Annotated in this window: 22 protein-coding genes, 1 pseudogene and 1 riboswitch; of the genes and pseudogenes, 12 read left to right on the top strand and 11 right to left on the bottom strand. The window is 72.2% G+C overall.

All coding sequences use genetic code 11. The features are described from left to right. Positions 1-65 precede the first annotated feature (65 nt). Positions 66-1,949 carry a lysyl oxidase family protein gene (locus ACIQAK_RS12310; protein ID WP_366391720.1) on the top strand — a complete coding sequence of 628 codons (1,884 nt, stop codon included), beginning with the start codon at positions 66-68 and terminating at the stop codon, positions 1,947-1,949. Here the strand turns inward: ACIQAK_RS12310 and ACIQAK_RS12305 are convergent. Both ACIQAK_RS12305 and cobN read right to left on the bottom strand, forming a co-directional pair. Continuing rightward, complete coding sequence (locus ACIQAK_RS12305) at positions 1,936-2,430, bottom strand: hypothetical protein (protein WP_366391719.1); 495 nt, start codon at positions 2,428-2,430, stop codon at positions 1,936-1,938. The two genes, ACIQAK_RS12310 and ACIQAK_RS12305, sit on opposite strands and share 14 nt — an antisense overlap. Positions 2,431-2,854: 424 nt before the next feature. Next, positions 2,855-6,460, bottom strand: a complete 3,606-nt coding sequence (gene cobN, locus ACIQAK_RS12300; RefSeq protein ID WP_366391718.1) for a cobaltochelatase subunit CobN — start codon at positions 6,458-6,460, stop codon at positions 2,855-2,857. Positions 6,461-6,579: 119 nt separating this feature from the next. Next, a riboswitch (cobalamin riboswitch) is annotated at positions 6,580-6,659 on the bottom strand. Between the two features lie 238 nt (positions 6,660-6,897). On the opposite strand from cobN, the gene ACIQAK_RS12295 reads away from it, so the two are divergent. The 3 genes from ACIQAK_RS12295 to ACIQAK_RS12285 are packed head-to-tail and all read left to right on the top strand — an operon-like array spanning position 6,898 to position 10,427. After that, positions 6,898-8,202: a cobalamin biosynthesis protein CobG gene (locus ACIQAK_RS12295; protein ID WP_366391717.1), complete on the top strand. Its 1,305-nt coding sequence runs from the start codon at positions 6,898-6,900 to the stop codon at positions 8,200-8,202. A 57-nt stretch (positions 8,203-8,259) separates the two neighbouring features. Beyond that, positions 8,260-8,886: a precorrin-8X methylmutase gene (locus ACIQAK_RS12290; protein ID WP_366391716.1), complete on the top strand. Its 627-nt coding sequence runs from the start codon at positions 8,260-8,262 to the stop codon at positions 8,884-8,886. Then, positions 8,886-10,427 carry a precorrin-2 C(20)-methyltransferase gene (locus ACIQAK_RS12285; protein WP_366391715.1) on the top strand — a complete coding sequence of 514 codons (1,542 nt, stop codon included), beginning with the start codon at positions 8,886-8,888 and terminating at the stop codon, positions 10,425-10,427. The genes ACIQAK_RS12290 and ACIQAK_RS12285 overlap by 1 nt, the downstream gene beginning before the upstream one ends. Here ACIQAK_RS12285 and ACIQAK_RS12280 read toward each other — a convergent pair. Continuing rightward, positions 10,397-11,173, bottom strand: coding sequence for a cobalt-precorrin-6A reductase (locus ACIQAK_RS12280; protein WP_366391714.1), 777 nt, complete (start codon positions 11,171-11,173; stop codon positions 10,397-10,399). The genes ACIQAK_RS12285 and ACIQAK_RS12280 overlap by 31 nt on opposite strands. Positions 11,174-11,203: 30 nt before the next feature. Between ACIQAK_RS12280 and ACIQAK_RS12275 the strand changes: the two genes are divergently transcribed. Then, entirely contained in the window at positions 11,204-12,328 is a 1,125-nt protein-coding gene (locus ACIQAK_RS12275; protein WP_366391713.1) for a cobalt-precorrin-5B (C(1))-methyltransferase, read from the top strand. Here ACIQAK_RS12275 and ACIQAK_RS12270 read toward each other — a convergent pair. The 6 genes from ACIQAK_RS12270 to ACIQAK_RS12245 all read right to left on the bottom strand — a co-directional run bounded on the left by ACIQAK_RS12270 (position 12,325) and on the right by ACIQAK_RS12245 (position 15,708). Beyond that, complete coding sequence (locus tag ACIQAK_RS12270) at positions 12,325-12,816, bottom strand: hypothetical protein (protein ID WP_366391712.1); 492 nt, start codon at positions 12,814-12,816, stop codon at positions 12,325-12,327. The genes ACIQAK_RS12275 and ACIQAK_RS12270 overlap by 4 nt on opposite strands. 268 nt (positions 12,817-13,084) lie before the next feature. Continuing rightward, on the bottom strand, positions 13,085-13,492 hold the full coding sequence (locus tag ACIQAK_RS12265) for a hypothetical protein (RefSeq protein WP_366391711.1): 408 nt from the start codon (positions 13,490-13,492) through the stop codon (positions 13,085-13,087). Next, a complete protein-coding gene (locus tag ACIQAK_RS12260; RefSeq protein ID WP_366391710.1) occupies positions 13,489-13,833 on the bottom strand; it encodes a hypothetical protein in 345 nt (114 codons plus the stop codon). Before ACIQAK_RS12260 ends, ACIQAK_RS12265 begins: the two co-directional genes overlap by 4 nt. Before the next feature lie 81 nt (positions 13,834-13,914). Beyond that, a complete protein-coding gene (locus ACIQAK_RS12255; RefSeq protein ID WP_366391709.1) occupies positions 13,915-14,097 on the bottom strand; it encodes a hypothetical protein in 183 nt (60 codons plus the stop codon). 364 nt (positions 14,098-14,461) lie between these two features. Further along, on the bottom strand, positions 14,462-15,178 hold the full coding sequence (locus ACIQAK_RS12250; protein ID WP_366391708.1) for a class I SAM-dependent methyltransferase: 717 nt from the start codon (positions 15,176-15,178) through the stop codon (positions 14,462-14,464). A gap of 134 nt (positions 15,179-15,312) precedes the next feature. After that, positions 15,313-15,708: a hypothetical protein gene (locus ACIQAK_RS12245; protein WP_366391707.1), complete on the bottom strand. Its 396-nt coding sequence runs from the start codon at positions 15,706-15,708 to the stop codon at positions 15,313-15,315. 265 nt (positions 15,709-15,973) lie between these two features. On the opposite strand from ACIQAK_RS12245, the gene ACIQAK_RS12240 reads away from it, so the two are divergent. Then, on the top strand, positions 15,974-17,269 hold the full coding sequence (locus ACIQAK_RS12240) for a helix-turn-helix transcriptional regulator (RefSeq protein ID WP_366391706.1): 1,296 nt from the start codon (positions 15,974-15,976) through the stop codon (positions 17,267-17,269). Positions 17,270-17,329: 60 nt separating this feature from the next. Here ACIQAK_RS12240 and cobM read toward each other — a convergent pair whose 3' ends face one another. Both cobM and cbiE read right to left on the bottom strand, forming a co-directional pair. Continuing rightward, on the bottom strand, positions 17,330-18,079 hold the full coding sequence (gene cobM / locus ACIQAK_RS12235; protein WP_366391705.1) for a precorrin-4 C(11)-methyltransferase: 750 nt from the start codon (positions 18,077-18,079) through the stop codon (positions 17,330-17,332). Then, positions 18,076-19,335 carry a precorrin-6y C5,15-methyltransferase (decarboxylating) subunit CbiE gene (cbiE, locus tag ACIQAK_RS12230; protein WP_366391704.1) on the bottom strand — a complete coding sequence of 420 codons (1,260 nt, stop codon included), beginning with the start codon at positions 19,333-19,335 and terminating at the stop codon, positions 18,076-18,078. The genes cobM and cbiE overlap by 4 nt, the downstream gene beginning before the upstream one ends. 201 nt (positions 19,336-19,536) lie before the next feature. Here cbiE and ACIQAK_RS12225 point away from each other — a divergent pair, with 201 nt between their 5' ends. From ACIQAK_RS12225 to ACIQAK_RS12200, 6 genes and pseudogenes are all read left to right on the top strand, one after another. Beyond that, positions 19,537-19,947: a YciI family protein gene (locus ACIQAK_RS12225; protein ID WP_366391703.1), complete on the top strand. Its 411-nt coding sequence runs from the start codon at positions 19,537-19,539 to the stop codon at positions 19,945-19,947. A gap of 9 nt (positions 19,948-19,956) precedes the next feature. Further along, positions 19,957-20,917, top strand: a pseudogene (locus ACIQAK_RS12220) (RNA polymerase sigma factor). Positions 20,918-21,348: 431 nt separating this feature from the next. Then, positions 21,349-22,026, top strand: a complete 678-nt coding sequence (locus ACIQAK_RS12215) for an HhH-GPD-type base excision DNA repair protein (protein WP_366391702.1) — start codon at positions 21,349-21,351, stop codon at positions 22,024-22,026. Positions 22,027-22,199: 173 nt separating this feature from the next. Further along, complete coding sequence (locus ACIQAK_RS12210) at positions 22,200-23,726, top strand: M28 family metallopeptidase (RefSeq protein ID WP_366391701.1); 1,527 nt, start codon at positions 22,200-22,202, stop codon at positions 23,724-23,726. Between the two features lie 320 nt (positions 23,727-24,046). Continuing rightward, complete coding sequence (locus ACIQAK_RS12205; RefSeq protein WP_096626547.1) at positions 24,047-24,343, top strand: type II toxin-antitoxin system VapB family antitoxin; 297 nt, start codon at positions 24,047-24,049, stop codon at positions 24,341-24,343. 155 nt (positions 24,344-24,498) lie between these two features. Beyond that, positions 24,499-25,116: a LytR C-terminal domain-containing protein gene (locus ACIQAK_RS12200; protein ID WP_366391733.1), complete on the top strand. Its 618-nt coding sequence runs from the start codon at positions 24,499-24,501 to the stop codon at positions 25,114-25,116. The last annotated feature ends 3 nt before the right edge of the window (positions 25,117-25,119 follow it).

Raw genomic sequence — 25,119 nt, 5'->3', positions numbered from 1 at the left:
AGCTGAGTTGGGCCGTGCTGCTGGTCCATGTCCCGCCACGCACCCGGAAGCCGGAAGTACGAGGAATGATGACCAGATCCCAGCCGGGCCGCACCAGCCGCCTGACCCGACCCTCGATCGCCATCGCCGCGGCCGTCGCCGTGACGGCGGGCGTCGTGGCCGCCGCGCCCGACGCGAAGACCGCGCAGCCGGGGCCGAAGCTCAGCCTGATCGCCGCCTCCACCTCGGTGACGCTCGACTCGTGGAAGGAGGAGCCCGGGGTCTATCTCGATCTCGGGACCTACCTGACCTCCCAGAACGGCGCCTTCGAGCTCAAGGTGACCCGTAAGTCCTACAAGGACCCGGTCGTCGCCTCGCAGATCCTCAGGAACGGGAAGAAGACCACGACCAAGGCGCTCCCCGCCGGGCTCGTGAAGGACTTCTCCGGGCTGCCGGACTTCGCGCAGATCGCCGTCACCGACGCGGCGGGCAAGACCGTGCTGAGCAAGACCGAGGCCTTCTGTCCGAACAACGCCTCCGGGCGCGTGCGGCCCGACGCCCCCGCCCAGTCGAAGTATCCGCAGAGCTGCCCGGTCAACCCCTTCACCCTCGGCTCCGTGTGGGGCGTGGAGAACGGGTGGGCGTCCAACACCTATGCCGGGTACTACTCCAAGCCGGTCCAGCTGGCCGCCGGCACGTACACCGCCAAGATCTCCGTGACCAAGAAGTACCGGGACCTCTTCGGGATCGCCAACAAGCCCCAGACCGTCAAGGTCGTGGTGCGCGAGCGCAGCTGGGAGGAGGGCGAGGGTGTGTCCCCCGCCTCCCGTACCGCCGCTCCCAAGTCCGCCGCGTCCGGACACGCGGGGCACAAGGGCCACACCCCGGCCGCCTCCTCCGGACACGCGGGGCACAAGGGCCACGCGCAGGCCGCCCCCTCCGGTCACGGGGGACACGGCGCCCACGGCGCCCCCGCCCGTACCGACGCCCCCGCCACCCGGACGACCGGCGCCGGTTCCACGTACAACGTCGGTCACGGGCCCTACGCCCCGGCTCCGCCCGCCCTCCCCTGGGCGCTCAAGAAGCAGGACGCCGGGAAGCAGGACGCCGGGAAGCAGGACGCGGGGAAGCAGGACGCCGGGAAGGACGCTCACGGGCGCCACGCCTTCGCAGCCGCCAAGGTCGGTGACCGGACCGGGCAGACCGACGGGTCGCGGCAGGCGCCGGGCGCGCTGCCCAACGCCAAACGGCCCACGGGCAAGGCGTCCGTGCCCGCCGTGCCCAAGCCCGACCTGCGCTCGCTGCCCGCGTACGGCATCACCGTCAGCGACGGTTACGAGGACGTGCCCGGCAAGGACTACCTCGCCTTCAGCGCCAACGTGTGGAACGCCGGCCCGGCCAAGCTCGTCGTGGACGGCTTCCGCTCCCCGGGCAAGAAGCTGATGGACGCCTACCAGTACTTCTACGACGCCAAGGGCAAGCAGGTCGGCTACACCCCGACCGGAACCATGGAGTGGGACCCGCGCCCCGGCCACGAGCACTGGCACTTCACGGACTTCGCCAGCTACCGGCTGCTGAAGGCCGACCAGAAGGAGACCGTCCGCAGCGGCAAGGAGGCCTTCTGCCTCGCCAACACCGACGCTGTCGACTACACGGTGAAGAACGCCAACTGGCACCCGGGCAACACCGACCTGTCCACCGCGTGCGGCCAGGAGAACTCCATCTCCGTCCGCGAGGTGCTCGACATCGGCTCCGGTGACACCTACACCCAGGACCTGCCCGGCCAGTCCTTCGACATCACCGGCATGCCGAACGGCACGTACTACATCCAGGTCCTCGCCAACCCGGAGAACCGCCTCAAGGAGACCAACCACAAGAACAACAGCGCGCTGCGCAAGGTCATCCTGGGCGGCAAGAAGGGCGCCCGTACGGTGAAGGTCCCCGCCCACCACCTGGTCAACGCCAACTGATCACCGCACACCGACGGGAAGTCGACTGAACATCGCCAGCTGAGCCTTGCGACACGGGGCTTGCCGGCATCGCGCTCGTGCCGTCGGCCCCCGGGGTCCCTCCCCGGGGGCCGACGGCACGAGCTGCCCAACCCGTCTCCCCCAGCGCCCGCCGGTCCGTGATCCGCCCCGTCGCGTACGCGTCCAGGTGGGCCGTGCCGTTCTTGCCGGTCATCGTGGCCCGGACCCTCGGCCCCACCCCGGCGCCGGTGCCCGGGGTCACGTCGATGCGCCAGCTTCCGGGGGCGCGGACCCCCAGGGTGGTGCGGGCCTCACGGACCAGTCCGGGGAAGAGTTCGTACGGGAGGGACTGGAGGTGCACCGCCTCACCGGGTGGGAGTGCCGAGTCGCCGCGCACCGCCATGCGGTGGTCCTCGATGGTGACCGCGGTGACGTACGCGGTGTCCATCCGGGACTCCAGCTCCATCGCGGTCGCCCGCATCCGCCCGAAGGTGAGCAGGGAGGACGAGGGACGGAGAGGGTGGTGGAGGTCGAGAACGTACGGGAGGCGGAGGAGGAGAGCCGTTTCGCCGGGCCGCCGTCGCCCCCGCCCCCGCCGTCGCCCCCGGACGTGAACAGCTCCCCCCGCAAGAGCAGCACCACCAGCGCCGCGCCGGTCACGCAAGAGGCAGCCGCCAGACGGAGCCCGGCGGAGCCAGACGGAGCCCGGCAGAGCCAGACGGAGCCAGGCGGAGCCCGGCGGAAAGCCTGCTCACGCCCGAACGGGCCCCCGTACTCGGTGCGTTGACCTCACCCGTGCCCTGCTGCCCCTGCCCCGGTGTCGCCCGGTGTCCCATGACCGTGATGGTGCCGGTCGGGGAGGGGCCGGGGCAGGGGGCGGCAGGGGAACGGGAGGGTGAGGCGGGTCAGTCCTCGCCCTCCAGGTTGCCTTCCGTCTCCAGGTACACCTGGCGCAGCGCTTCCAGCACCGCCGGGTCCGGCTTCGCCCACATGCCGCGCGACTCGGCCTCCAGCAGGCGTTCCGCGATACCGTGCAGGGCCCAGGGGTTGGCCTCCTGGAGGAACTGGCGGTTCTCCGGGTCGAGCACGTACGTCTCGGTGAGCTTGTCGTACATCCAGTCGGCGACGACGCCGGTCGTGGCGTCGTATCCGAAGAGGTAGTCGACCGTGGCGGCCAGTTCGAACGCGCCCTTGTAACCGTGGCGGCGCATCGCCTCGATCCACTTGGGGTTGACGACCCGGGCGCGGAAGACGCGGGAGGTCTCCTCGACGAGCGTGCGCGTGCGGACGGTCTCGGGGCGGGTGGAGTCCCCGATGTACGCCTCCGGGGCCTTGCCCTTGAGCGCGCGCACGGTGGCCACCATGCCGCCGTGGTACTGGAAGTAGTCGTCCGAGTCCGCGATGTCGTGCTCGCGGGTGTCGGTGTTCTTCGCGGCGACCTCGATGCGCTTGTACGCGGTCTCCATCTCCTCGCGGGCCGGTCGGCCGTCGAGCTCGCGGCCGTAGGCGTACCCGCCCCAGACCGTGTAAACCTCGGCGAGGTCGGTGTCGGTGCGCCAGTCGCGGGAGTCGATGAGCTGGAGGAGCCCGGCGCCGTACGTGCCGGGGCGGGAACCGAAGATGCGGGTGGTGGCCCTGCGCTCGTCGCCGTGCTCGGCCAGGTCGGCCTGGGCGTGCGCCCGTACGTAGTTCTGCTCGGCGGGCTCGTCCAGCGAGGCGGCCAGCCGTACGGCGTCGTCGAGCAGCCCGATCGTGTGCGGGAACGCGTCCCGGAAGAAGCCCGAGATGCGGAGCGTCACGTCGATACGGGGACGGCCCAACTCCTCGTACGGGATGGGCTCCAGGCCGGTCACGCGGCGCGAGGCGTCGTCCCAGACGGGTCGGATGCCAAGCAGCGCGAACGCCTCCGCGATGTCGTCGCCCGCCGTGCGCATCGCGCTGGTGCCCCAGAGGGAGAGGCCGACCGAGGTGGGCCAGTCGCCGTTGTCGGTGCGGTAGCGGGTCAACAAGGAGTCCGCCAGGGCCTGACCGGTCTCCCACGCCAGCTTGGAGGGGACGGCCTTCGGGTCGACCGAGTAGAAGTTGCGGCCGGTGGGCAGCACGTTGACCAGGCCGCGCAGCGGCGAGCCGGACGGGCCGGCGGGGACGAAGCCGCCGTTCAACGCGTGGACTGCGTGGGTGAGTTCGTCGGTCGTGGCCGCCATGCGCGGGACCACCTCGGTGGCCGCGAAGGTGAGGATGTCGGCCACCGCCTCCGGCAGCCCGGCGGCGACACCGGCGACGGCGGCCGGGTCCCAGTCGGCGTCGTCCATCGCCTGGACCAGCGCGCGGGCCTGCTCCTCGATCTCGTCGGCGGCGGTACGGGTGGCCGCCGACTCGTCAAGACCGAGCGCCTCGCGGAGCCCCGGCAGCGACGCCGTACCGCCCCAGATCTGGCGGGCGCGCAGCACGGCCAGGACCAGGTTGACCCGGTCGTTCCCGGCGGGCGGGTTGCCCAGCACATGCAGGCCGTCGCGGATCTGGACGTCCTTGATCTCGCAGAGCCAGCCGTCGAGATGCATGATGAAGTCGTCGAAGCCCTCGTCCTCCGGCCGGTCCTCCAGACCGAGGTCGTGGTCGAGCTTGGCAGCCTGGATCAGTGTCCAGATCTGCGCGCGGATGGCGGGCAGCTTCGCCGGGTCCATGGCCGCGATCTGGGCGTGCTCGTCGAGGAGTTGCTCAAGGCGTGCGATGTCGCCGTAGCTGTCGGCGCGGGCCATCGGCGGCACCAGGTGGTCGATCAGCGTGGCGTGGACGCGCCGCTTGGCCTGCGTACCCTCGCCCGGGTCGTTCACGAGGAACGGGTAGATGAGCGGCAGGTCGCCGAGGGCGGCGTCCGGGCCGCAGGCGGCGGAGAGGCCCGCGTTCTTGCCCGGCAGCCACTCCAGGTTGCCGTGCTTGCCCAGATGGATCATCGCGTCCGCGCCGAAGCCGTTGTCGTCGGCGGAGGCGGCGATCCAGCGGTAGGCGGCCAAGTAGTGGTGCGAGGGCGGGAGATCGGGGTCGTGGTAGATCGCGATCGGGTTCTCGCCGAAGCCGCGCGGCGGCTGGATGAGGATGAGGAGGTTGCCGCGCCGCAGGGCCGCGAGGACGATGTCGCCCTCCGGGTTGGCGGACCGGTCCACGAACATCTCACCGGGCGCCGGCCCCCAGTGCTCCTCCACCGCACCGCGCAGCTCCTCGGGGAGCGTGGCGAACCAGCGGCGGTAGTCGGCGGCCGGGATACGGACCGGGTTGCGCGCCAACTGCTCCTCGGTCAGCCACTCCTGGTCGTGGCCGCCCGCCTCGATCAGCGCGTAGATCAGCTCGTCGCCGTCGCCGGAGACCAGCCCCGGGATGTCCGCCTCGGGCCCGAAGTCGTACCCCTCGGCCCGCAGCCGGCGCAGCAGCGCCACGGCGCTGGCAGGCGTGTCGAGGCCGACCGCGTTCCCGATCCGGGAGTGCTTGGTCGGGTAGGCGGAGAGCACGAGCGCGATCTTCTTCTCCGCGTTCGGGATGTTCCGCAGCTTCGCGTGGCGTACGGCGATCCCGGCGACGCGGGCCGCGCGCTCGGCGTCGGCGACGTACGCGGGCAACCCGTCCTCATCGATCTCCTTGAACGAGAACGGGACCGTGATCAGCCGCCCGTCGAACTCCGGCACCGCGATCTGGGTGGCCGCGTCCAGCGGGGAGACGCCCTCGTCGTTCTCCTCCCACGCGGCGCGCGGGCTGGTGAGGCAGAGCGCCTGGAGGATCGGTACGTCCAGCCCGGTCAGCGCGCCCGCGTCCCACGACTCGTCGTCGCCCCCGGCCGAGGCCTCGGCCGGCCGGGTGCCGCCCGCCGCGAGGACGGTGGTCACGATGGCGTCGGCGGCGCGCAGCTCGTCGATGAGCTCGCTCTCCGGCGTACGGAGAGACGCGACGTACAGCGGGAGCGGCCGGGCCCCGGCGTCCTCCACCGCCCTGCACAGCGCGTCGATGAACGCGGTGTTCCCGCTCATGTGGTGGGCGCGGTAGTAGAGGACGGCGACCGTCGGCGCCCCCTCGGGCAGCTCGCGGGCCGCCCGCTCCAGCGGGCCCCACGCCGGGGCCGGGGCGGGCGGCTCGAAGCCGTGGCCGGTCAGCAGCACGGTGTCGGAGAGGAACCGGGCCAGCTGCTCCAGGTTGGCGGGCCCGCCGTGCGCGAGGTAGGCGTGCGCCTCGGCGGCTATGCCGATCGGCACGGTGGAGGCGGCCATCAGCTGCGCGTCCGGAGCCTGCTCACCGGTCAGCACGACGACCGGCCGCCCGGTGGCCAGCACCGCGTCGAGCCCCTCCTGCCACGCGCGTACGCCGCCGAGGAGACGGACGACGACGAGGTCGACGCCGTCCAGCAGGTCCGGGAGGCCGGCAAGGTCGACGCGGGAGGGGTTGGCGTACCGGTAGCTGACCGGCCCCTCGGACGCTCGGGCGCTCAGGAGGTCGGTGTCGGACGTCGACAGGAGCAGGATCATGCTGCGTCAGGCCTTCCTCGGGGTGTCCACGCCCCGGGCGGTGTCGGAGGGGTCTCCCCACGCAGGCTCGGAAGCCGGGCGCCGCAACCGGCCGCGGAGGGCCGGGTGCTCGGGGAAGGGAGTTCCTGACTCGCCCGGCCGGTGGTGGCGGCCGGGCTCACAGTGGCGGGACCGCGCCGGAATCGCACCGGGCTTCCTCCCCTGTCGCCGTCTGGCGATGGCGGCCTGAACGGACCACCGCCTGCATCCTAAGCGGCGGGGGTGGGGGCGGGGCAGGGGGCGGGGGTGCGGTGGTGATCACTGTTTGCGGGGTGGGTCACCGGCGGGGCGGGGCCATGCCCCAGGTTCGTGGTGCGGCCCTGGTCCCGCAGCTTCGTCGTGGGGCCTGTCCCGCAGGTCACAGACGCGAGCCTGCCGCCCGGACCGGCCCGGTCGGTATGCTCGCCGCCATGCCCGATTCCGCCCCCCCGCCCCTTTCCGCGGGCGGCGTCTCCCCCCGCAGCGGCGGCGACGCCTGCCCGGGAACGCTGCGGCTGCACCGGGCCGACGACGGGGCGCTGGCCCGCGTACGCATCCCCGGCGGCGTGCTGAGCGCGGACCGGGCGGAGGCGCTGCTGGCGGCGGCCGACCGCTTCGGGGACGGTGAGCTGCATCTCACCTCGCGGGGCAACGTACAGCTGCGCGGCCTCGGTACGGAGTGCGGCGGCCAGCTCGCCGGGCTGCTCACGGCCGCGGGCCTCCTGCCGTCCGCCGCGCATGAACGGGCCCGCAACATCGTGGCCTCGCCGCTGGCCGGGCTCGACGGTTCGCCGTCGCTCGGGGCCTGGCTGACCGAGCTGGACCGGCTGGTGTGCGGGTCGGTGGCCGCCGCCGCACTCTCCGGCCGCTTCCTCTTCGCCCTGGACGACGGGCGCGGTGACGTGGACGCGCTCGGGGCGGACGTGACGCTGATCGCGCAGGGGCCGGGGGCTGCCGCCCTGCTGCGGATCGGGGTGGATGACGAGGTGTTCCGGGTCCCGGTCGCCGATGCCCCGCGCGCCGCGCTGCTGGCCGCCGAGGCGTTCCTGCGCGCGGCCAGCCACTTCGGCGCCTGGCGCGTGAAGGACCTGCCCGACGACGTACGGGCCGAGCTGGTCAGGGCCATCGGCGCGCAGGCGGGCCCGCCCGTCCACCACCCCCGCCCCCGTACGGCGACAGCCCCCGCCCCCGGAGCGCACGGCTCCACCCCCGCGATCACCCCCGCGATCAGCACCGCGATCAGCACCGACGTACCGCTGGGACGGCTCACCGCTCCCCAGTGGCGGCTGCTCACCGAAACGGCCAGGCGGTACGGCGGCGAGCTCCGGCTCACCCCGTGGCGCGGGATCGTCATCCCCGGCCCCTTCCCCGGTCACGAGGCGGCGCGGGCACTCCGCGCGCTGTCCGAGTCCGGCCTGATCACCGCCCCCGGCTCCCCCTGGACCGGCGTCGGCGCCTGCATCGGCCACCCCGGCTGCGCGAAGTCGCTGTCCGACGTACGGGCCGAAGCGGGGGCCGCCGTCGGACCGCTCGGGCGGCTACCTGTGTACTGGTCCGGGTGCGAACGCCGCTGCGGCCACCCCCACGGGGAGTGGATCGACGTGGTCGTCACACCCGACGGACACCGGATCTCCCACGTACGGGGAGAGCGGCGGGACCCCCCGACGACCGTAGGGAACGACCCGGCGCGGTTGGCGGCGGCGGTGGCGGAGGCCCGCGCCTGAACACCCTTCCTTGATGAGCTCACGCATGAGCTCACGGCAGAAGAAAGCGACAGCACTGTGCACCAGTACGAGAAGGACGGACCGGCGATCTACCGCCAGTCCTTCGCCACCATCCGCGCGGAGGCGGATCTGGCCGGGCTGCCCGCCGACGTCAGCCAGGTCGCCGTCCGCATGATCCACGCCTGCGGCATGGTCGACCTCGTACGCGACCTCGCCTTCTCGCCGAACGCCGTGGCCGACGCCCGCGCGGCCCTGCGCTCCGGCGCCCCGATCCTCTGCGATGTGGCGATGGTGGCCAGCGGGGTCACGCGCAAGCGGCTGCCCGCGAACAACGACGTGGTGTGCACGCTGTCCGACCCGTCCGTGCCGGAGCTGGCCGCGAAGATGGGCACGACCCGCAGCGCGGCGGCCCTGGAGCTGTGGCGGGACCGGATGGAGGGGGCGGTGGTCGCGGTCGGCAACGCCCCGACGGCCCTGTTCCGCCTGCTGGAGATGATCGAGGAGGGCGCCCCGCGCCCCGCCGCCGTCATCGGTGTCCCGGTCGGCTTCGTCGGCGCTGCCGAGTCCAAGGAGGCCCTGGCCGAGCACGCGTCGGGCCTGGAGCACCTGATCGTGCGGGGCCGGCGCGGCGGCAGCGCGATAGCGGCGGCGGCCCTCAACGCCATAGCCAGCGAGGAAGAGTAGTGAGCACCCCAAGCACCTCCGTGACAGACATCAGCAGTGGCAGGCTCTACGGCGTCGGGCTCGGCCCCGGCGACCCGGACCTGATGACGCTCCGGGCCGTCCAGGCCATCGGCGAGGCCGACGTCATCGCCTACCACAGCGCCCGCCACGGCCGCTCGATCGCCCGCTCCATCGCCGCCGCGCACCTGCGCCCCGACCACATCGAGGAGCCCCTGGTCTACCCCGTCACGACGGAGACCACGGACCACCCGGGCGGCTACCGGGGCGCGCTGGAGGAGTTCTACGAGAAGGCCGCGGCCCGCCTGGCGGCCCACCTGGACGCGGGCCGGACGGTCGCGGTCCTCGCCGAGGGCGACCCGATGTTCTACGGCTCGTACATGCACATGCACAAGCGCCTCGCCGACCGGTACGCCACCGAGGTCATCCCGGGCGTCACCTCGGTCAGCGCGGCGGCAGCCCGCCTCGGCACCCCTCTCGTCGAGGGCGAGGAGATCCTCACGATCCTCCCCGGCACCCTGCCGGAGGAGGAGCTGACGGCCCGTCTCGCGGCGACGGACACGGCGGTGGTGATGAAGCTGGGGCGTACGTTCCCGGCGGTGCGCGGAGCGTTCGAGGCGTCGGGGAGGCTGGCCGAGGCACGGTACGTGGAGCGGGCGACGATGGCCGGGGAGCGCACGGGCGACCTTGCGGACATCGACCCGGCGTCGGTCCCGTACTTCTCGGTGGCGGTGCTGCCGAGCCGCATCGACGCACCGCGGCCTTCGCTCTCCGCTGGTGGCGAAGTGGTCGTCGTGGGCACAGGACCGGCGGGCCCGCTGTGGCTGACGCCGGAGACGCGGGGCGCGCTGGCGACGGCGGACGCACTGGTCGGCTACACCACCTATCTGGACCGGGTCCCGGTCCGCCCCGGCCAGGCGCGGCACGGCTCGGACAACAAGGTGGAGTCGGAGCGGGCGGAGTTCGCGCTGGACCTGGCCGGCCGGGGCCACCGCGTCGCGGTGGTCTCGGGCGGCGACCCCGGGGTCTTCGCCATGGCCACGGCGGTACTGGAGGTGGCCGCGCAGGAGGCGTACGCGGACATTGCGGTACGGGTGCTGCCCGGGGTCACCGCGGCCAACGCGGCGGCGGCGCGCGCCGGCGCACCGCTCGGCCACGACTACGCCACGATCTCCCTCTCGGACCGCCTCAAGCCGTGGGAGGTCATCGCGGAACGGCTGCGCGCGGCGGCGGCGGCGGACCTGGTGCTGGCGCTGTACAACCCGGGCTCGAAGTCCCGTACGTGGCAGGTGGGCAAGGCCCGCGACCTGCTCCTGGAGCACCGCGCCCCGGACACCCCGGTGGTGTTGGCGCGGGACGTGGGCGGCTCCACGGAGAGCGTACGTACGGTGCGGCTCGCCGACCTCGACCCGGCGGAGGTGGACATGCGGACCCTGCTGATCGTGGGCTCGTCGCAGACGCGCTGGGTGCGGCGGGGCGAGGGCGGCAGGTCCATCGTGTGGACCCCGCGCCGCTACCCGGAGGCTGCCGGGCCCTCCGCGTAGAGCTGCCGTACGACCCACCCCACGGCCTCGTCGGTCGTAGCGGCCACCGGCACCCCTTCGGGAACCGGTGGCCGCCGGACCACGACGACGGGAATCCGGGCCTCGCGGGCGGCGGTGAGCTTGGGGGCGGTGGCGTCGCCCCCGCTGTCCTTGGTGACGAGCACATCGAGGCGATGGCGCCGGATGAGCTCCCGCTCGCCTTCGAGGCTGAACGGCCCCCGATCGAGCAGGACTTCCGTCCTCGCCGGGCAGGGCGGCTCCGGCGGGTCGACGGACCGCACGAGGAACCACAACGCATCAAGCTCGGCGAAGGCGGCGAGCCCCATCCGCCCGGTGGTGAGGAAGACCCGCTCGCCGAGTGTCGGCAGCAGCTCGGCGGCCTCGGCGAGCGACGCGACGGAGTGCCAGCGGTCGCCGTCCTGGGCGACCCAGCCGGGCCGACGGAGGGCGAGCAGAGGAACATGGGCCTGGGCGGCGGCCTCGGCCGCGTTCCGGCTCATGGCGGCGGCGAAGGGGTGGGTGGCATCGACAAGAGCGTCGACGCGGTGCGCACGTACCCACTCCGCAAGCCCACCGCTGCCCCCGAACCCACCGACGCGCACGTCACCGGGCGGCAGCCGGGGAGCGGCCACGCGCCCGGCGAGCGAGGTGGTGACGCGCACGCCGGGTTCAGCCACCAGGCGCTCGGCCAGCAGGCGGGCCTCGGTCGTCCCTCCCAGAACAAGAACATGCTTCACGTGCATCATCGGAACGGACTCTTCTCATGAACGCTTCTCATGACCGCTGAGGCGCGGGGCGGTCGCAGTGCCCAACTCAAGCACACGGGTCTGCGCCCCGGCTGGACGACGGGTGCCTGCGCGACGGCGGCGACGACGGCCGCGTACACCGCCCTGCTGACCGGCGACTTCCCGGACCCGGTGAGCATCACGCTGCCGAGGGGCCAGACACCGGCGTTCGCGCTGGCGGTGGAGGAGCTGGCGCCCGGGCGGGCGAGCGCCGGGGTGGTGAAGGACGCGGGGGACGACCCGGACGTGACGCACGGGGCGCTGGTGAGGGCGACGGTACGGCGGCTGCCGCCGGGCTCCGGGGTGGTGTTCCGGGCGGGCCCGGGCGTGGGCACGGTGACGCTGCCCGGCCTCCCCCTGGACGTGGGCCAGCCGGCGGTGAACCCGGTGCCGCGCCGGCTGATGCGGGAGCACGTGGAGCGGGTGGCGGCGGAACACGGGGAGCCGGGGGACGTGGAGGTCACGGTCTCGGTGGACCACGGCGAGGAGATCGCCCGCTCGACGTGGAACGGCCGCCTCGGCATCCTGGGCGGCCTGTCGATCCTGGGCACCACGGGCGTCGTCGTCCCGTACTCCTGCTCGGCCTGGATCGACTCGATCCGCCGGGGAGTGGACGTGGCGAGGGCGGCGGGCCTGACGCACGTGGCGGGCTGCACGGGCTCGACGTCGGAGAGGACGGTCGCGGCGGAGTACGGCCTGCCGGACATAGCCCTGCTGGACATGGGTGACTTCGCCGGCGCGGTACTGAAGTACGTACGCCGCCACCCGATCCCCCGCCTGACGATCTGCGGTGGCTTCGCCAAACTCTCCAAACTGGCAGCAGGCCACCTGGACCTCCACTCGGCCCGCTCCCAGGTCGACAAGCCCTTCCTGGCGGACCTGGCTCGGACGGGCGGCGCGAACGAGGAGCTGGCGTCCCGGATCGCCACGGCCAACACGGGCTTGGAGGCACTCCGTCTCTGCGAGGCGGCGGGGGTGCGGCTGGGCGACCTGGTGGCTTCGCGGGCATGCGACGAGGCGCTGTCGGTGCTGCGGGGCGCGCCGGTGGAGGTGGACGTGATCTGCGTCGACCGGGCAGGATTGGTGGTCGGGCGGTCCTCCGCTCGTACCTCCTAGCTCTTCTGCAACGCGCGGGTGACACCGGCGACGATGGCGGTGGTCAGCACCCAGCCGAAGGCGATCAGCAGGTAGGCCAGCCACTGGACGCCGCTGTCCGACCAGTACCACCCGGAGCGCTGCCCCAGATCACCGATGGGGACCAGGAGGTCGAGGGTGTAGACGAAGGGCTGGAACGGACTGCCTTCGCCTTCCTTGACCGCGCTCGGGGTGTGCGTACTGAAGGCCAGCGTGCCCAGCAAGGTCAGCGCGAGGAGCCAGACACCGGCCATCCAGGGCCGGTAGCCGTAGCCCACGGTCACGTCGAGCAGATGCCCCCACACCCGCGCCGGCAGAGACAGAGTGAGTCGCCGGTGCCGCTGTTTGGCCAGGAGTACGCGGCGGGCGTCGTCGTCATGGCCGATCTGCCGGTACCAGCCCGCGAGTTGCTCGTACGGCTGAGGGGCATAGCCGGGATTCCGGCGGACCCAGGCCAGGCGACGGGCCACCCCGTCAGGCGCGCGCGCTCCTCCGTCGCCCGCCGCGGCTGAGGAGCCACGGACCGGATGGACCCGTAGGTGAACCCGTCCAGGAGCACCTGCTCGGGCCAGCTCTGCTCGCCGTCCCGGAACCAGGTGGCCTGTGCTGCCCGGAGGTCCACCAGCCCTGCGGGCGGTGCCGGGGGGCGGTGGTCGAATTCCCCCACGGACATCGACACGCAGTCCAGGGCGGTCCCGTCCCCGTTCGGATGGGCGCCCTCGAAGGTCAGCGGACCTGCTATTCGGGCGCCTCGCAGCCGTATCTCCCCTTGTGCGGTGAACCCCTGCGAGCAGTCCACGGCCGATGCGGCCACGCCCCGCCGGCGAGCGCGGCGCCGCCGGTGTTCTCCAACCGTGCGCCTTGCAGGAACAAACCACTGAGCAGCTGTGCGCCGGGCAGCCGCAGTCCGCCTCGGGTGATGAGCCGCTGACCGAAGACGCTGCCCTCCAGCACGAGGCCGCCGGCGAGCACCGCCCACTCGTCCGGCCCCGAGATCTCGGCATCCGAGACCAGCAGATTCCCGGCCATGCGGGCGTTGATGAGTGTGAGAGAGCCGCCTTCGACAGTCGACCGCCGCAGGTCCAGGTCACCCTCGATGCGGGCGAGCTCGGCGTCGACCCCCGGAACCCAGCTGTCCGTGATCACGATCGTCCGGGTCGTAGCGCCGTACAGCCGCACGGCTCGTCCAGTCGGCAGCCCTCCAGGGCGAACGTGTGGGGGATCTCCGCCCCGGACAGGTCGAGCGAACCGCTGATGCGCGTCCCGGCGAGCCGCAGGGCAGCCACAGTGCCGGACCGGTCGTCGTTCGCGCCGAGCAGCAGCCTCGCCACGACGGCGGCACGAACGGTACGTTCGCGCCCCCACCGGGCACCCGCGGCGGGAGCGTCCAGCTCAGGTGTGCCCGTACGCAGGTCAACGGGACGTCCCTCGGGGAAGGCGTCCCAGAGCTCGCGCTCCGGCGGGGTCAACTCCTCATAGGACAGCACCCCTTCAGCGTAATGACCTGCTCACCCAGCCGCGTGCCGAGCGAGAGATCGATGAATCCTGCTCGGACCCAGCCCCCGCGACTACCGCCCGGCAACGCCCCCGGCCCCGACGGCAGCGGCGGCGAGCCGCGCCCGCCACCCATCCGGCGCCCGCCCGGCCTCGACGGCCCTGGCGGCGTCTTCGGCGAGGTCGATCCCCAGATCGGCGGCCCTGCGCTTGGCCCACCGCGCCCAGGCGGCGGCCTGCTGGCACTCGGGACACACGGTCGCGCCGTCCAGGGCCCGGAAGACATGCTCGGTGCCGGGCCCTCGGCAGGTGATAAGGGGCGCGACATGAGGGGGAGCAGCGGACGGCAGACCTAGCCCGTTTTGCCGTTCTGGCGCTCACCTCCACAGCAACGGATTTCTGTCGAATGGAAGAGGGGACTACCTCCGGGATCATTGATCAGAATCACTGCCATGGGCTCCCTATTCGACACTCGTTATGCAGCCTCAGCGTTTTCCGCCTTTGGCTCCGTCGTGATGGGGCTACAGAGCCAACCGTGAGTGACAGATATAGCGCGCCATAGGTCAGTCCCGGTCCGTGTCGTTGCCGCTTGTTGTAAGGCAAGCCAAAACGGCCACCGGATCAGAGGGCATGTCGACCCCTCCTCCTCGCTCGGAACAGGCTGGTGGCCACTGGCGCCCCACCGTCCGGCCCCGGGTCGTGCACGGTGTCGGAATCAACCAGGTCGAACCCGTGCTCGTCCAGCAGCTTCGTCCATACCGTCGATTCCAGGACCCATCGCTGCATGGTGCCGGGACTGCCGTCAGGCATGCGGGTCGGGATGTCGGCGGGGCGGCACTCCGTCTCGGATGGGGCGCCCGTTCGGTAGTGGGCGAGCGTGGAGAACACCAGGGTCCCGCCAGGTCGGAGCGCCACCGCGGCTGCTGGGAGCAAGGTCTGCGGGTCGCTGAAGTCGAGTGCGCCGAAGATGCTGTAGGCGACGTCGAGACTGGACGGGTTGTCCAGGAGGTACATGGCGGCGTCATCGTGGGTAAAGTCCAGGCCGGGAACGGCCTCGTAAAAACCACGGCTACGGCTGTGCTGGGCGATGGAGCTGTCAATCGCGATGACGAGTGCCGCTTTCAACTCGATTGCCACATAGGCGGCCTGATGGCCGGCTCCGGCGCCCAGTTCCGCGACCGTACGACCCGCGAGGTCGCCCAGCAGTTCATCGCCCGGTCCCATGCGCTGGTACCAGTCCCAGTACAGGCGGCCAATGGCGGGGCGCCTGTTCGAGGAGGTTCCGTAGTGATGCCAGCGGTCGAGGGCGTCTGCCGGGGAGGAGGAGGTCGGAGTCACGGCCCATATCTTGGCCTGCCCATCGCAACCGCCGCAGCGCCCTCACAGCATTCACCCGTACGCGCTCTGCCTCGCTCGGCAATGCGCAGCCCGCCGCCCTTGCCAGACCAAGGACGGCGGTCCTCTGTGCCTTCTCAGTGACCGTCCTCACCGGGACGGCACGGCGTGCACTGAGAGGAATCGGCGGCCCAGAGCGGGGTGTCGACGTCCCAGCCCGCGTGGGCGAGCAGCTCGGCGGTCCGGGCCACAGACCCGTCCCCCTTCATCTCGACCAGCGGCACGTGGTGCAGGTACTCGCCGCCGTTGTACTTCTCGCACAGGCCGAAGAAGGCCTTCGTGTCCAGCATGATCGTGTGAACCCCGATGTCGACGATGCGACCCGGCCCCATGCCGAGTCGACGTCCCTTGTGCTCCATGGCGGTGATCACGTAGGCGACGGCCTGGCCGAGCACCCGCTCCGCCATCACAGAGTCGAACGGGTAGTCGCGCATCAGCAGGCCGACCAGCTTGGACCACTGATCGGCGGACACGTACGCGTGCGGGTCTCGCGGGGAACTGACGGGTCCGGTGCTCCCGCAAACAGGGGTTTCCAGGACTGCAGTCATTGGGGGCAGCCTCCTCCCGGTCGGCCCCCGGCCGGGGGCGATAACAGAAGGTCACCTCTTTCCGTGGTCGATGCGACAGTCAACACCCGTACCGTGCAACGCGTTTGCACGGCTTGCACGTGCCGTATACGGGCGTCGCAGCACCGCCTAACGTGGAAAGACGGTCCCCATCCCGGCCAGTGGAGGTGCGATGCGCACCATCGATCCGATGTGGCACTCGCCGAAGGCGAAGGCACTTGCCGCCCGCCACCAATTGGGGGCACTCATTCGCATAGGGCGCGAAGAGCGTGGATGGCGGCAGGCGGACCTCGGCGTACGAATCGGGTGCTCGGCATCCACCGTGTCCCGTCTGGAGCAGCGTGGGCACCATGCCGACCTGCGCCTGCTTCGAAAAGCGGCCTCGGAGGTCGGCTTGCCCACAGATGTTCTGGCGGAGTGTCTGGGGCTGGCGAGACCCACAACCACTAGGGTTGCGCCGGTAGGTCCACGAGTGGAGGAGGACCCGATGCGCCGCCGCACCCTGCTCGCCGCAGCCGGCCTGGCCGCCCCGGTCCAGCTGCTCGCGGGAGTGGACACGGCCTTGGCCGCCATGCCGGATCCCACAGGGTCCTCCATCCCCTTGGACGTCCGCCTGGCACAGGCGCGTTCCGCCTTCGACGCTGCCCGCAACACTCACCTGCTCCAGGTGCTCCCGGGGCTTCTGGCCGACGCGCATGACGGCGTACGGCAGACGCGCACCGACGCGGCGTACGGCAGGCTCTCCTCCGCCTACAGCCTCGTCTCGCAAGTCCTGACGAAGGTGGGCCGTTACGAGCAGTCCCGGCTGACCGCCGACCGGGCGTCCGTCTACGCCGAACTGTCCGGCTCCCCGCTCACCATGGCGGCAGCCGCCCGCGAACTGAGCATTGTGCTCCGCCACCAGAATCAGTCCGCGGCCGCACAGCGCCTCATCCTCTCCGCCGTCACCCAGGTCGAGGCGACGGGGCTTACGACAGACGCACAGGCATTCGCCTTCGCGCAGATGCTCTGCACCACCTCATACACCGCTGCGGTCGCAGGTGACCGGCATCAGGCCGTCACTTTGATCCGGGAAGCCTCACGAGCCGCCCGCGACCTCCCGGCAGACCCACCTGCGGGACGCCTGTTCTCCGTCACCCCTTCCGCCGTCGACCTCTATGCCGTGAGCGTCCACTGGGCACTTGGTGACGCCGGTGCGGCGCTCGAAGCGGGTCGGGGCCTGCGCGCGGCACAGTTCAAGACAGCTGAGCGCCGCAGCCGCATGCACACAGACCTCGCGCGGGCCTGGTGGCAGTGGGGCAAGCCGGAACAGACAACCGCCGAGCTTCTGTCCGCAGTGCGTGTCTCACCGGGAGAGGTACGCGATCGCCCGGCCATCCGCCAGATGGTCGGCGAGATTCATTCACGTCACCCCCGGACCACCGGCATTCGAGAGCTGGCGAAGGCAGCCGGTCTGCGCTCCAACTGACCCTTTTGGCAGGGGAACCGTCACTCCGAGCGGGTCCGGTGGTTCAGACCCCGGAGCCCCTCAGCACCCGCCCCGCTCCCGCCCCACCGCGTACAAGTGGCTGTCCCGGAACTGCTCCGCCCCCAGCGTCCGCCCCACCATGATGACCGCCGTCCTGATCACCCCCGCCGCCTTCACCCGCTCCGCGATCGAGTCCAGCGTGCCCCGCAACACGATCTCGTCCGGGCGGGACGCCATCGCCACCACCGCCGTCGGGCAGTCCGCCCCGTAGTGCGGGAGCAGCTCCTCCACCACCCGGTCCACGTAGCGCGCCGCCAGGTGCAGGACGATCAGGGCGCCGCTGCGGCCCAGGGTGGCCAGGTCCTCGCCCTCCGGCATCGCCGTGGCGCGCTGCGCGACGCGGGTCAGGATCACCGTCTGGCCGACCGTCGGGACCGTCAGCTCGCGCTTCAGGGCCGCCGCCGCCGCCGCGAACGCCGGGACGCCGGGGACGACTTCGTACGGGACCCCCGCCTCGTCCAGGCGCTTCATCTGCTCGTTCACCGCGCTGAACACCGACGGGTCCCCCGAGTGCAGCCGCGCCACGTCGTGGCCCTCCTCGTGGGCCCGTACGAGCTCCGCGGTGATCTGCTCGATGTCCAGGTTCGCCGTGTCGGTCAGGCGGGCGCCCTCTGGGCACTCGGCCAGCAGCTCCACCGGGACCAGGCTGCCCGCGTACAGGCAGACCGGGCTGGCGGCGAGCAGGCGCGCGCCCCGGACCGTGATCAGGTCGGCCGCGCCCGGGCCCGCGCCGATGAAGTACACCGTCATGTTCGATCTCCTGAGACTGAGGATGTGCGTACCGACCACTGCGTCACCGGCATCGCCTGGCGCCAGCCCGTGAAACCGCCCACCGGAACGGCATGGGCCACCGCCAAGCGCACCAACTCGCCCCCGTGCGCCCGGTACCACTCGCCCAGCAGCGCCTCCGACTCCAGCGTCACCGTGTTGGCGACCAGCCGGCCCCCGGGCCTCAGTGCCTGCCAGCACGCGTCGAGCAGGCCCGGGGCGGTCAGGCCGCCGCCGATGAACACCGCGTCCGGCACGCCCAGTTCGGCCAGTGCCGAAGGAGCTGCGCCGGTGACGACCTGCAAGTCCGGGACCCCCAGACGCTCCGCGTTACGCGTGATCCGCTCGGCCCGCACCGGGTCCCGCTCCACGCTCACCGCCCGGCAGGAGGCGTGCGTCCGCATCCACTCGATCGCGATCGAGCCCGATCCGCCGCCCACGTCCCACAGCAGCTCCCCGGGCGCGGGCGCCAGCGCCCCCAGCGTGGCCGCCCTGATATGGCGCTTGGTGAGCTGGCCGTCGTGTTCGTACGCCTCATCCGGCAGGCCCGGTACGGCCCCGAGCCGCAGCGCCCCCGCCGCCGCCCGGCACTCCACCGCGATGACGTTCAGGCGGTCCCCCGGCGCGTGCGCCCACGTCTCCGCGACGCCGTCCACGTACGCCTCCGCCTCGCTGCCCAGCTGTTCGAGGACGCGCATGGGGCTCGGGCCGAAGCCATGGGCCGTGAGCAGGGCCGCCACCGTCGCGGGCGTCGCCGCGTCCGCGCTCAGGACCAGCAGCCTGCGGCCCTCGTACAGGGACGCGGCGAGCCGTGACGCCGGGCGGCCCACCAGCGTCACGGTCTCCGTGTCCTCCAGCGGCCAGCCGAGCCGCGCGCAGGCGTACGAGACCGAGGACGGGTGCGGCAGCACGTGCAGGCCCTCCGGCCCCAGCTCCTCCGCCAGCGCCCGCCCGATCCCGTAGAACATCGGGTCCCCGCTCGCCAGCACCGCGAGCCGGCGCTCCCGGTGCTCGGCCAGCAGCCGGGGCACGGCGGGGCGCAGCGGTGACGGCCAGCCCACCCGTACGCCGGCGCACTCCGGCGGGAGCAGGTCCAGCTGGCGCGCCCCACCGATCAGCACCTGCGCCTCCCGCAGCGCCTCGCGCGCCCCACCGGACAGCCCGGCCCAGCCGTCCGCGCCGATCCCCACGACGGAGACGGGATGCGGGAGCGGAGCGGGGGGAGGGGCGGCAGACACGGTCGGGACCTCGTTCGGCTGCGGAGGAGGCGAGTAGACGCAACGTTGCCGAACTTTACTGAACGTCCCGTTCCGACCCCTCCAGCGGGTGAATCCCTCAAAGAACCGCGCGTCGTGTCGAGAACCCCGCCCCGGCCCCGACGTCCCCTGTGTAGGCGGAGAACCAAGGAAACGAAGAACTCGCTACAGGAGGCGACGGTCATGAAGTATCTGGTGATGGTCCAGGGCAGCCAGACGGACTACGAGGCGCAGGCCGGCAAGGGGTCCCCCGACAGCCCGGCCTGGGACGAGAAGGCCGTGCAGGAGATGTTCGCCTACATGGGCAGCATCAACGACGACCTCGCCGAGTCGGGCGAGCTGGTGACCGGGTACGGGCTCACGGAGCCCGCGCGGGGGCGGGCCGTGAGCATCGACGCCGAGGGGCGCCCGGTGGTCTCGGACGGGCCGTACAGCGAGACGAAGGAGCTGCTCGCCGGGTTCTGGGTGCTCGAATGCGAGAGCCTGGAGAGGGTGACCGAGATCGCCGCCCGCGTGGCACGCTGTCCGCAGCCGGCCGGGGCGCCCGAGTACCCGGTGCTCATCCGGACCGTCGGCGGCGGGATCGACGACTAGGAGCAACCACTGAAGGCGGACCGTACGACCGACGTCCACGACGTCGAGGACCTGCTGCGCCTGCACGCGCCGCAGGTCCTCGGCGCGCTCGTCCGCCGCTACGGGCACTTCGACCCGGCCGAGGACGCCGTCCAGGAGGCCCTGATCGTGGCCGCCGGGCAGTGGCCGGAGGACGGCGTTCCGGAGAATCCGCGCGGCTGGCTGATCCGGGTCGCCTCCCGCCGCCTCATCGACCGGCTGCGCAGCGACGAGGCCCGGCGGCGGCGCGAGGAGACCGTGGCCGCGCTCACCCCGGCCGACGCGTTCGTCGCCCCGCCGCCCGGGGAAGGCCCCGCCGGGCTGGGCCGGGCACCTTCCGAGGACGACACCCTCACCCTCCTCTTCCTCTGCTGCCACCCCGCGCTCTCCCCCGCCGCCCAGATCGCGCTCACTCTGCGCGCGGTCGGCGGGCTGACCACGGCGGAGATCGCCCGCGCGCATCTGGTGGAGGAGGCGACCATGGCGCAGCGGATCAGCCGGGCGAAGCGGGCGGTGCGGGGTACGGAATTCCGGCCGCCGGAGCCGCAGGACCGCGACCGGCGGCTCGCGGCCGTCCTCCAGGTCCTCTACCTGATCTTCAACGAGGGCTACACCGCCACCGCAGGCCCCGCGCTGCACCGCCCGGACCTGGCGCGCGAGGCGATCCGGCTGACGGCTCCTCGTGCACCGCACCCCCGACCCCGCCGCCGCGCTCGGCCGGGCGGTCGCGGTCGCCATGGTGCACGGGCCGCGGGCGGGGCTCGCCGCGGTCGACGCCCTCGCGGAGCCGTCGGCGGGTCGCTACCGCCTCGACGCCGTACGCGCCCATCTCCTCGAGCGCGCCGGGGACCACGAAGCCGCCCGGGCGGCCTACCGCGCGGCAGCCGACGGCACCCTCAGCGACCCTGAGGCCCGCTACCTGCGGGCGCGGGCGGACCGGTTGAGCCCGTAGCGGGGACGGCGACCACGTACGGCGAGCAGGCGGCCACCCACACGTACGGCCTCCGAACGGGGCCTGAGCCGGGCGGGACCTGAGCCGAGCGGGACCTGAGCCGGACGGGACCTGAGCCGAGCGGGACCTGAGCCGGACGGGACCTGAGCCGGACGGCACCTGAGCCGAGCGAGACCTGAGCCGGACGGGACCTGAGCCGAGCGAGACCTGAGCCGGACGGGACCTGAGCCGGACGGCACCATCGGCCCGCCGGGTGCATCGGCCCGCCCAGCGCATCGGCCCGCCTGGTGCATCGGCCCGCCCAGCACATCGGCCCGCCCGGCGCATCGCCGCCCAGCCCATCGCCGCCCAGCCCATCGGCCGCCCAGCGCATCGGCCGCCCGGCGTCACTGGAGTCGCCGTCGCCGCCCGGCCTCGGGATCATCGAAAGTATGACCAAGAGCAACGGCGGCAAGGACCTCACTCTGCGGATCGCCCAGCGGCCGGAGGCGGACGAGCTTCTCGCCCGCAGCCCGCTGGCCGCCCTGGTCGGCATGCTGCTGGACCAGCAGGTCCCGATGGAGTGGGCGTTCACCGGCCCGTACACGCTGGCGGAGCGGATGGGCTCGGACGACCTGGACGCGGCGGAGATCGCGGCCTACGACCCCGAGGCCTTCACCACCCTCTTCACCACCAAACCGGCCCTCCACCGCTACCCCGGCTCCATGGCCCAGCGGGTCCAGCAGCTGTGCCAGTACCTGGTGGCGGAGTATGAGGGCGACGCGGGCGCGGTGTGGCGGGACGCGGACACCGGGGAGGAGCTGCTGCGGCGGCTGAACGCCCTGCCGGGATTCGGCACCCAGAAGGCCCAGATCTTCCTGGCCCTGCTCGGCAAGCGGTTCGGCGTACGTCCCACGGGGTGGCGGGCGGCGGCGGGGGCGTACGGCGAGGACGGTTCGCGCCGGTCGGTCGCCGACATCACCGGGCCGGAGTCGCTCGCGGAGGTGCGTGCGTACAAGCAGGAGGCCAAGGCGGCGGCGAAGGCCGCGAAAGCGGCCAAGGCAGCGAAGTCGACGAGGACGGCCAAGGGCTCACCCCAGGCCAAGGGCTCGCCCCAGGCCAAGGGGTGACCGGAATGCACAGCTCAGCACGTAGCCGGACAGAACAGTCGGCGGAAACGATCAAAACAGCCACTGCTGTTCCCAGGAGCCACCCCACTCGCTAGCTTTCGCAGCACATTCGTTCGTACGTCCAGAACGCCTCGACCGGAAGGACTCCTGTGCACGCAACACGTCGCAGAGCCATGGCAGTTGTGGCCGCCACCGCTCTGGCCACGCCGCTCCTCCTGGGCGCCGCCCCGCACCAAGGGCCCTCGCACGGGACGGCCCCCTCGAAAGAGGCGGTCAAGCTGTCCCGGGAGCTGGTGCAGAACGCGTCCGCGCGTGACGCCTACCGCCACCTCCAGCAGTTCCAGGCGATAGCCGACTCGGCCGACGGCCACCGCGCGGCGGGGTCGCTCGGCCACGACGCCTCGGCGGCGTACGTCTACCGGCAGCTTCAGCGCGCCGGGTACCAGGTCTCCTACGAGACCTTCCGCTTCCCCTATACGGAGACCCTGGCCGAAAGGCTCGCCGTGGTGTCGCCGACGCCTCGTGATGTGACGATCAAGGCGATGACCTACACCCCGTCGACCAAGGTGGGCGGACTGACGGCGGGACTCGTCGGCGTCCCCGTCGACGACACGTCCGGCTGCGAGGCGTCCGACTACGCCTCCGCCAACTTCACCGGCAAGATCGCGCTGATCAAGCGCGGCGGCTGCCCCTTCGCCGACAAGCAGGCGGCGGCGGCGACGGCCGGGGCGGCCGGAGCGGTCATCTACAACAACACCGAGGGCCTCCTGTCCGGCACGCTCGGCGACGCCGCGGCCGGAAAGATCCCGACCGGTGGCATCACCCAGGCGGAGGGCGAGAAGCTCGTCGCCGACCTGGCCGCCGGCGCGGTCACGGTCTCCTTCGAGGTCCGGCAGCTCCAGGAGCAGCGCACCACCCGCAACGTCATCGCGGAGACGCGCGGCGGCAGCGCGGCGAAGACCGTGGTGCTCGGCGCCCACCTCGACTCCGTCACCGAAGGCCCCGGCATCAACGACAACGGCTCGGGCTCCGCCGGGTTGCTCGAAGTGGCCCTGGAACTCGCCAAGTCCAAGAGCAAGCCCGCCAACAAGGTCCGCTTCGCCTGGTGGTCGGCCGAGGAGAACGGCCTGCTCGGCTCGGAGGCGTACGTGGCCGGGCTCACCGAGCAGCAGCGCGAGCAGATCGCGCTCTACCTGAACTTCGACATGATCGCCTCGCCCAACGGGGTCCAGTTCGTCTACGACGGCGACGACTCCGACCAGGCCGGTGAGGGCCCCGGCCCCGAGGGATCGGCCCAACTCGAGCGGGACATCAACACGTTCCTCGACGGCAAGGGCAAGAAGCACGAGGGCACGGACTTCACCGGCCGCTCCGACTACGGGCCGTTCATCGAGGTGGGCATCCCCTCCGGCGGTACGTTCACGGGTGCCGAGGGCATCAAGACGGCGGCCCAGGCCGAGGTCTACGGCGGGGAGGCGGGTGTCGCCTACGACCCGTGCTACCACGCGGCCTGCGACGACCTGAGCAACGTCGACCTGCGCCACTTCGACGTCAACATCGACGTGATCGCCAACGCGGTGGGCACGTACGCCCACGACCTGCGCTCGCTGACCCGTCCGGTCACCCCGGCGCCCAGCACCGGCACGCCGGGCAGCGGTGGCGGGCTGCACGACGGCCACGGACACGAGGTCACCGAGTAACGGCCGCCCGTACCCACCCGTACGCGTACGCGGCGACTACTCGTACGTGACAGCGCACGCCGCAGGCGGAGCCGGGCCCGGTCGCCCGACCACCTGCGGCGTGCACCGGCGCCTGCGGCATGCACCTACGCCCTCGGCACGCACCACCACCTGCGGCGGGCACCACCACCTGCGGCGGGCACCGCCCGGGCGCCCCCCACTCGTACGGGCGAAACCCTGACCGGTATCCAGCGTTATGCGACGCTCTGCGGCCTTAGGCGGGGCACGGTGGTGGGGTTCCCTGGCTGCGCCCGGAGCCCCTTGCCCGGTAGGCTTTCCGTGTGATCTTCAAGCGCATCGGAAATGGGCGGCCATACCCCGACCACGGCCGGGAAAGCACCCGACAGTGGGCGGACGTCGCGCCGCGTCCGGTTCGCCTGGACCAGCTCGTGACCACCAAGGGTCAGCTGGACCTGGAGACCCTTCTCGCCGAGGACTCCACGTTCTACGGCGACCTCTTCGCCCACGTCGTGAAGTGGCAGGGCGACCTGTACCTGGAGGACGGGCTGCACCGGGCGGTCCGGGCCGCGCTCCAGCAGCGCCAGGTGCTGCACGCGCGCGTCCTCGACTTGGGCTGACGCCGCCGCACATATCATCCTTTCAGCGACCGCACACGAATTCAGGCCTTTCGGGTGCTTTCGTGCTCATCCGGGTGCCATGCGTAGATCATTTAGTACGCATCATCACCGGGTCGCACTACGCTGCCTCCATGAGCATGCTCACTCCCCCCGGCATGGGCGGAAAGTACCGCATCACGGGCAACGCCTATCCCCGTATGCGCCGCCCCCGGAACCGCCGCAGGATCGTCCTGGCGGGCGTCTCGGCCGTGGTGGCCCTCGGCCTGGCCGGCTGGGGAACACTGCAGCTCATCGACGTCTTCACGGGCGGTGACAAGAGCGCCAGCGCCGCCGGTCTCCGGCGGGACTGTCCGACCCCCGCACCGAAGGCCCCCGCCAAGGCGCTGCCGAAGCCGGCCGGCATCAAGGTCAACGTCTACAACGCGACGACCCGCACCGGGCTCGCCAAGTCCGCCGCCGACGAGCTGAAGAAGCGCGGGTTCACCGTCGGCGAGGTGGGCAACGCCCCGAAGGCGTACGACAAGAAGGTCCCCGGCATCGGTGTGCTGCTCGGCGCCCCGGTCGCGGCGAACGGGACCTTCAGCGTGCTGGGCACACAGCTGCCGGGCACCGTGCAGAAGACCGACAACCGCAAGACGGGGGAGGTCGACCTCATCCTCGGCGCGAAGTTCAAGGCGTTCAGCACCCCGGCGGAGGCGACCGCCGCGCTGGCGGCCCTCACCAAGCCGACACCGGCACCCTCCTCGTCCTGCTCGACGACGAAGAGCGGCTGAGCG

Origin of the sequence: Streptomyces sp. NPDC088706, from assembly GCF_044752765.1 — a bacterium.
Taxonomy (GTDB): domain Bacteria; phylum Actinomycetota; class Actinomycetes; order Streptomycetales; family Streptomycetaceae; genus Streptomyces.
Note: the sequence above shows the minus strand (reverse complement) of the source record. Positions and strands in the feature narration are given on the sequence as shown.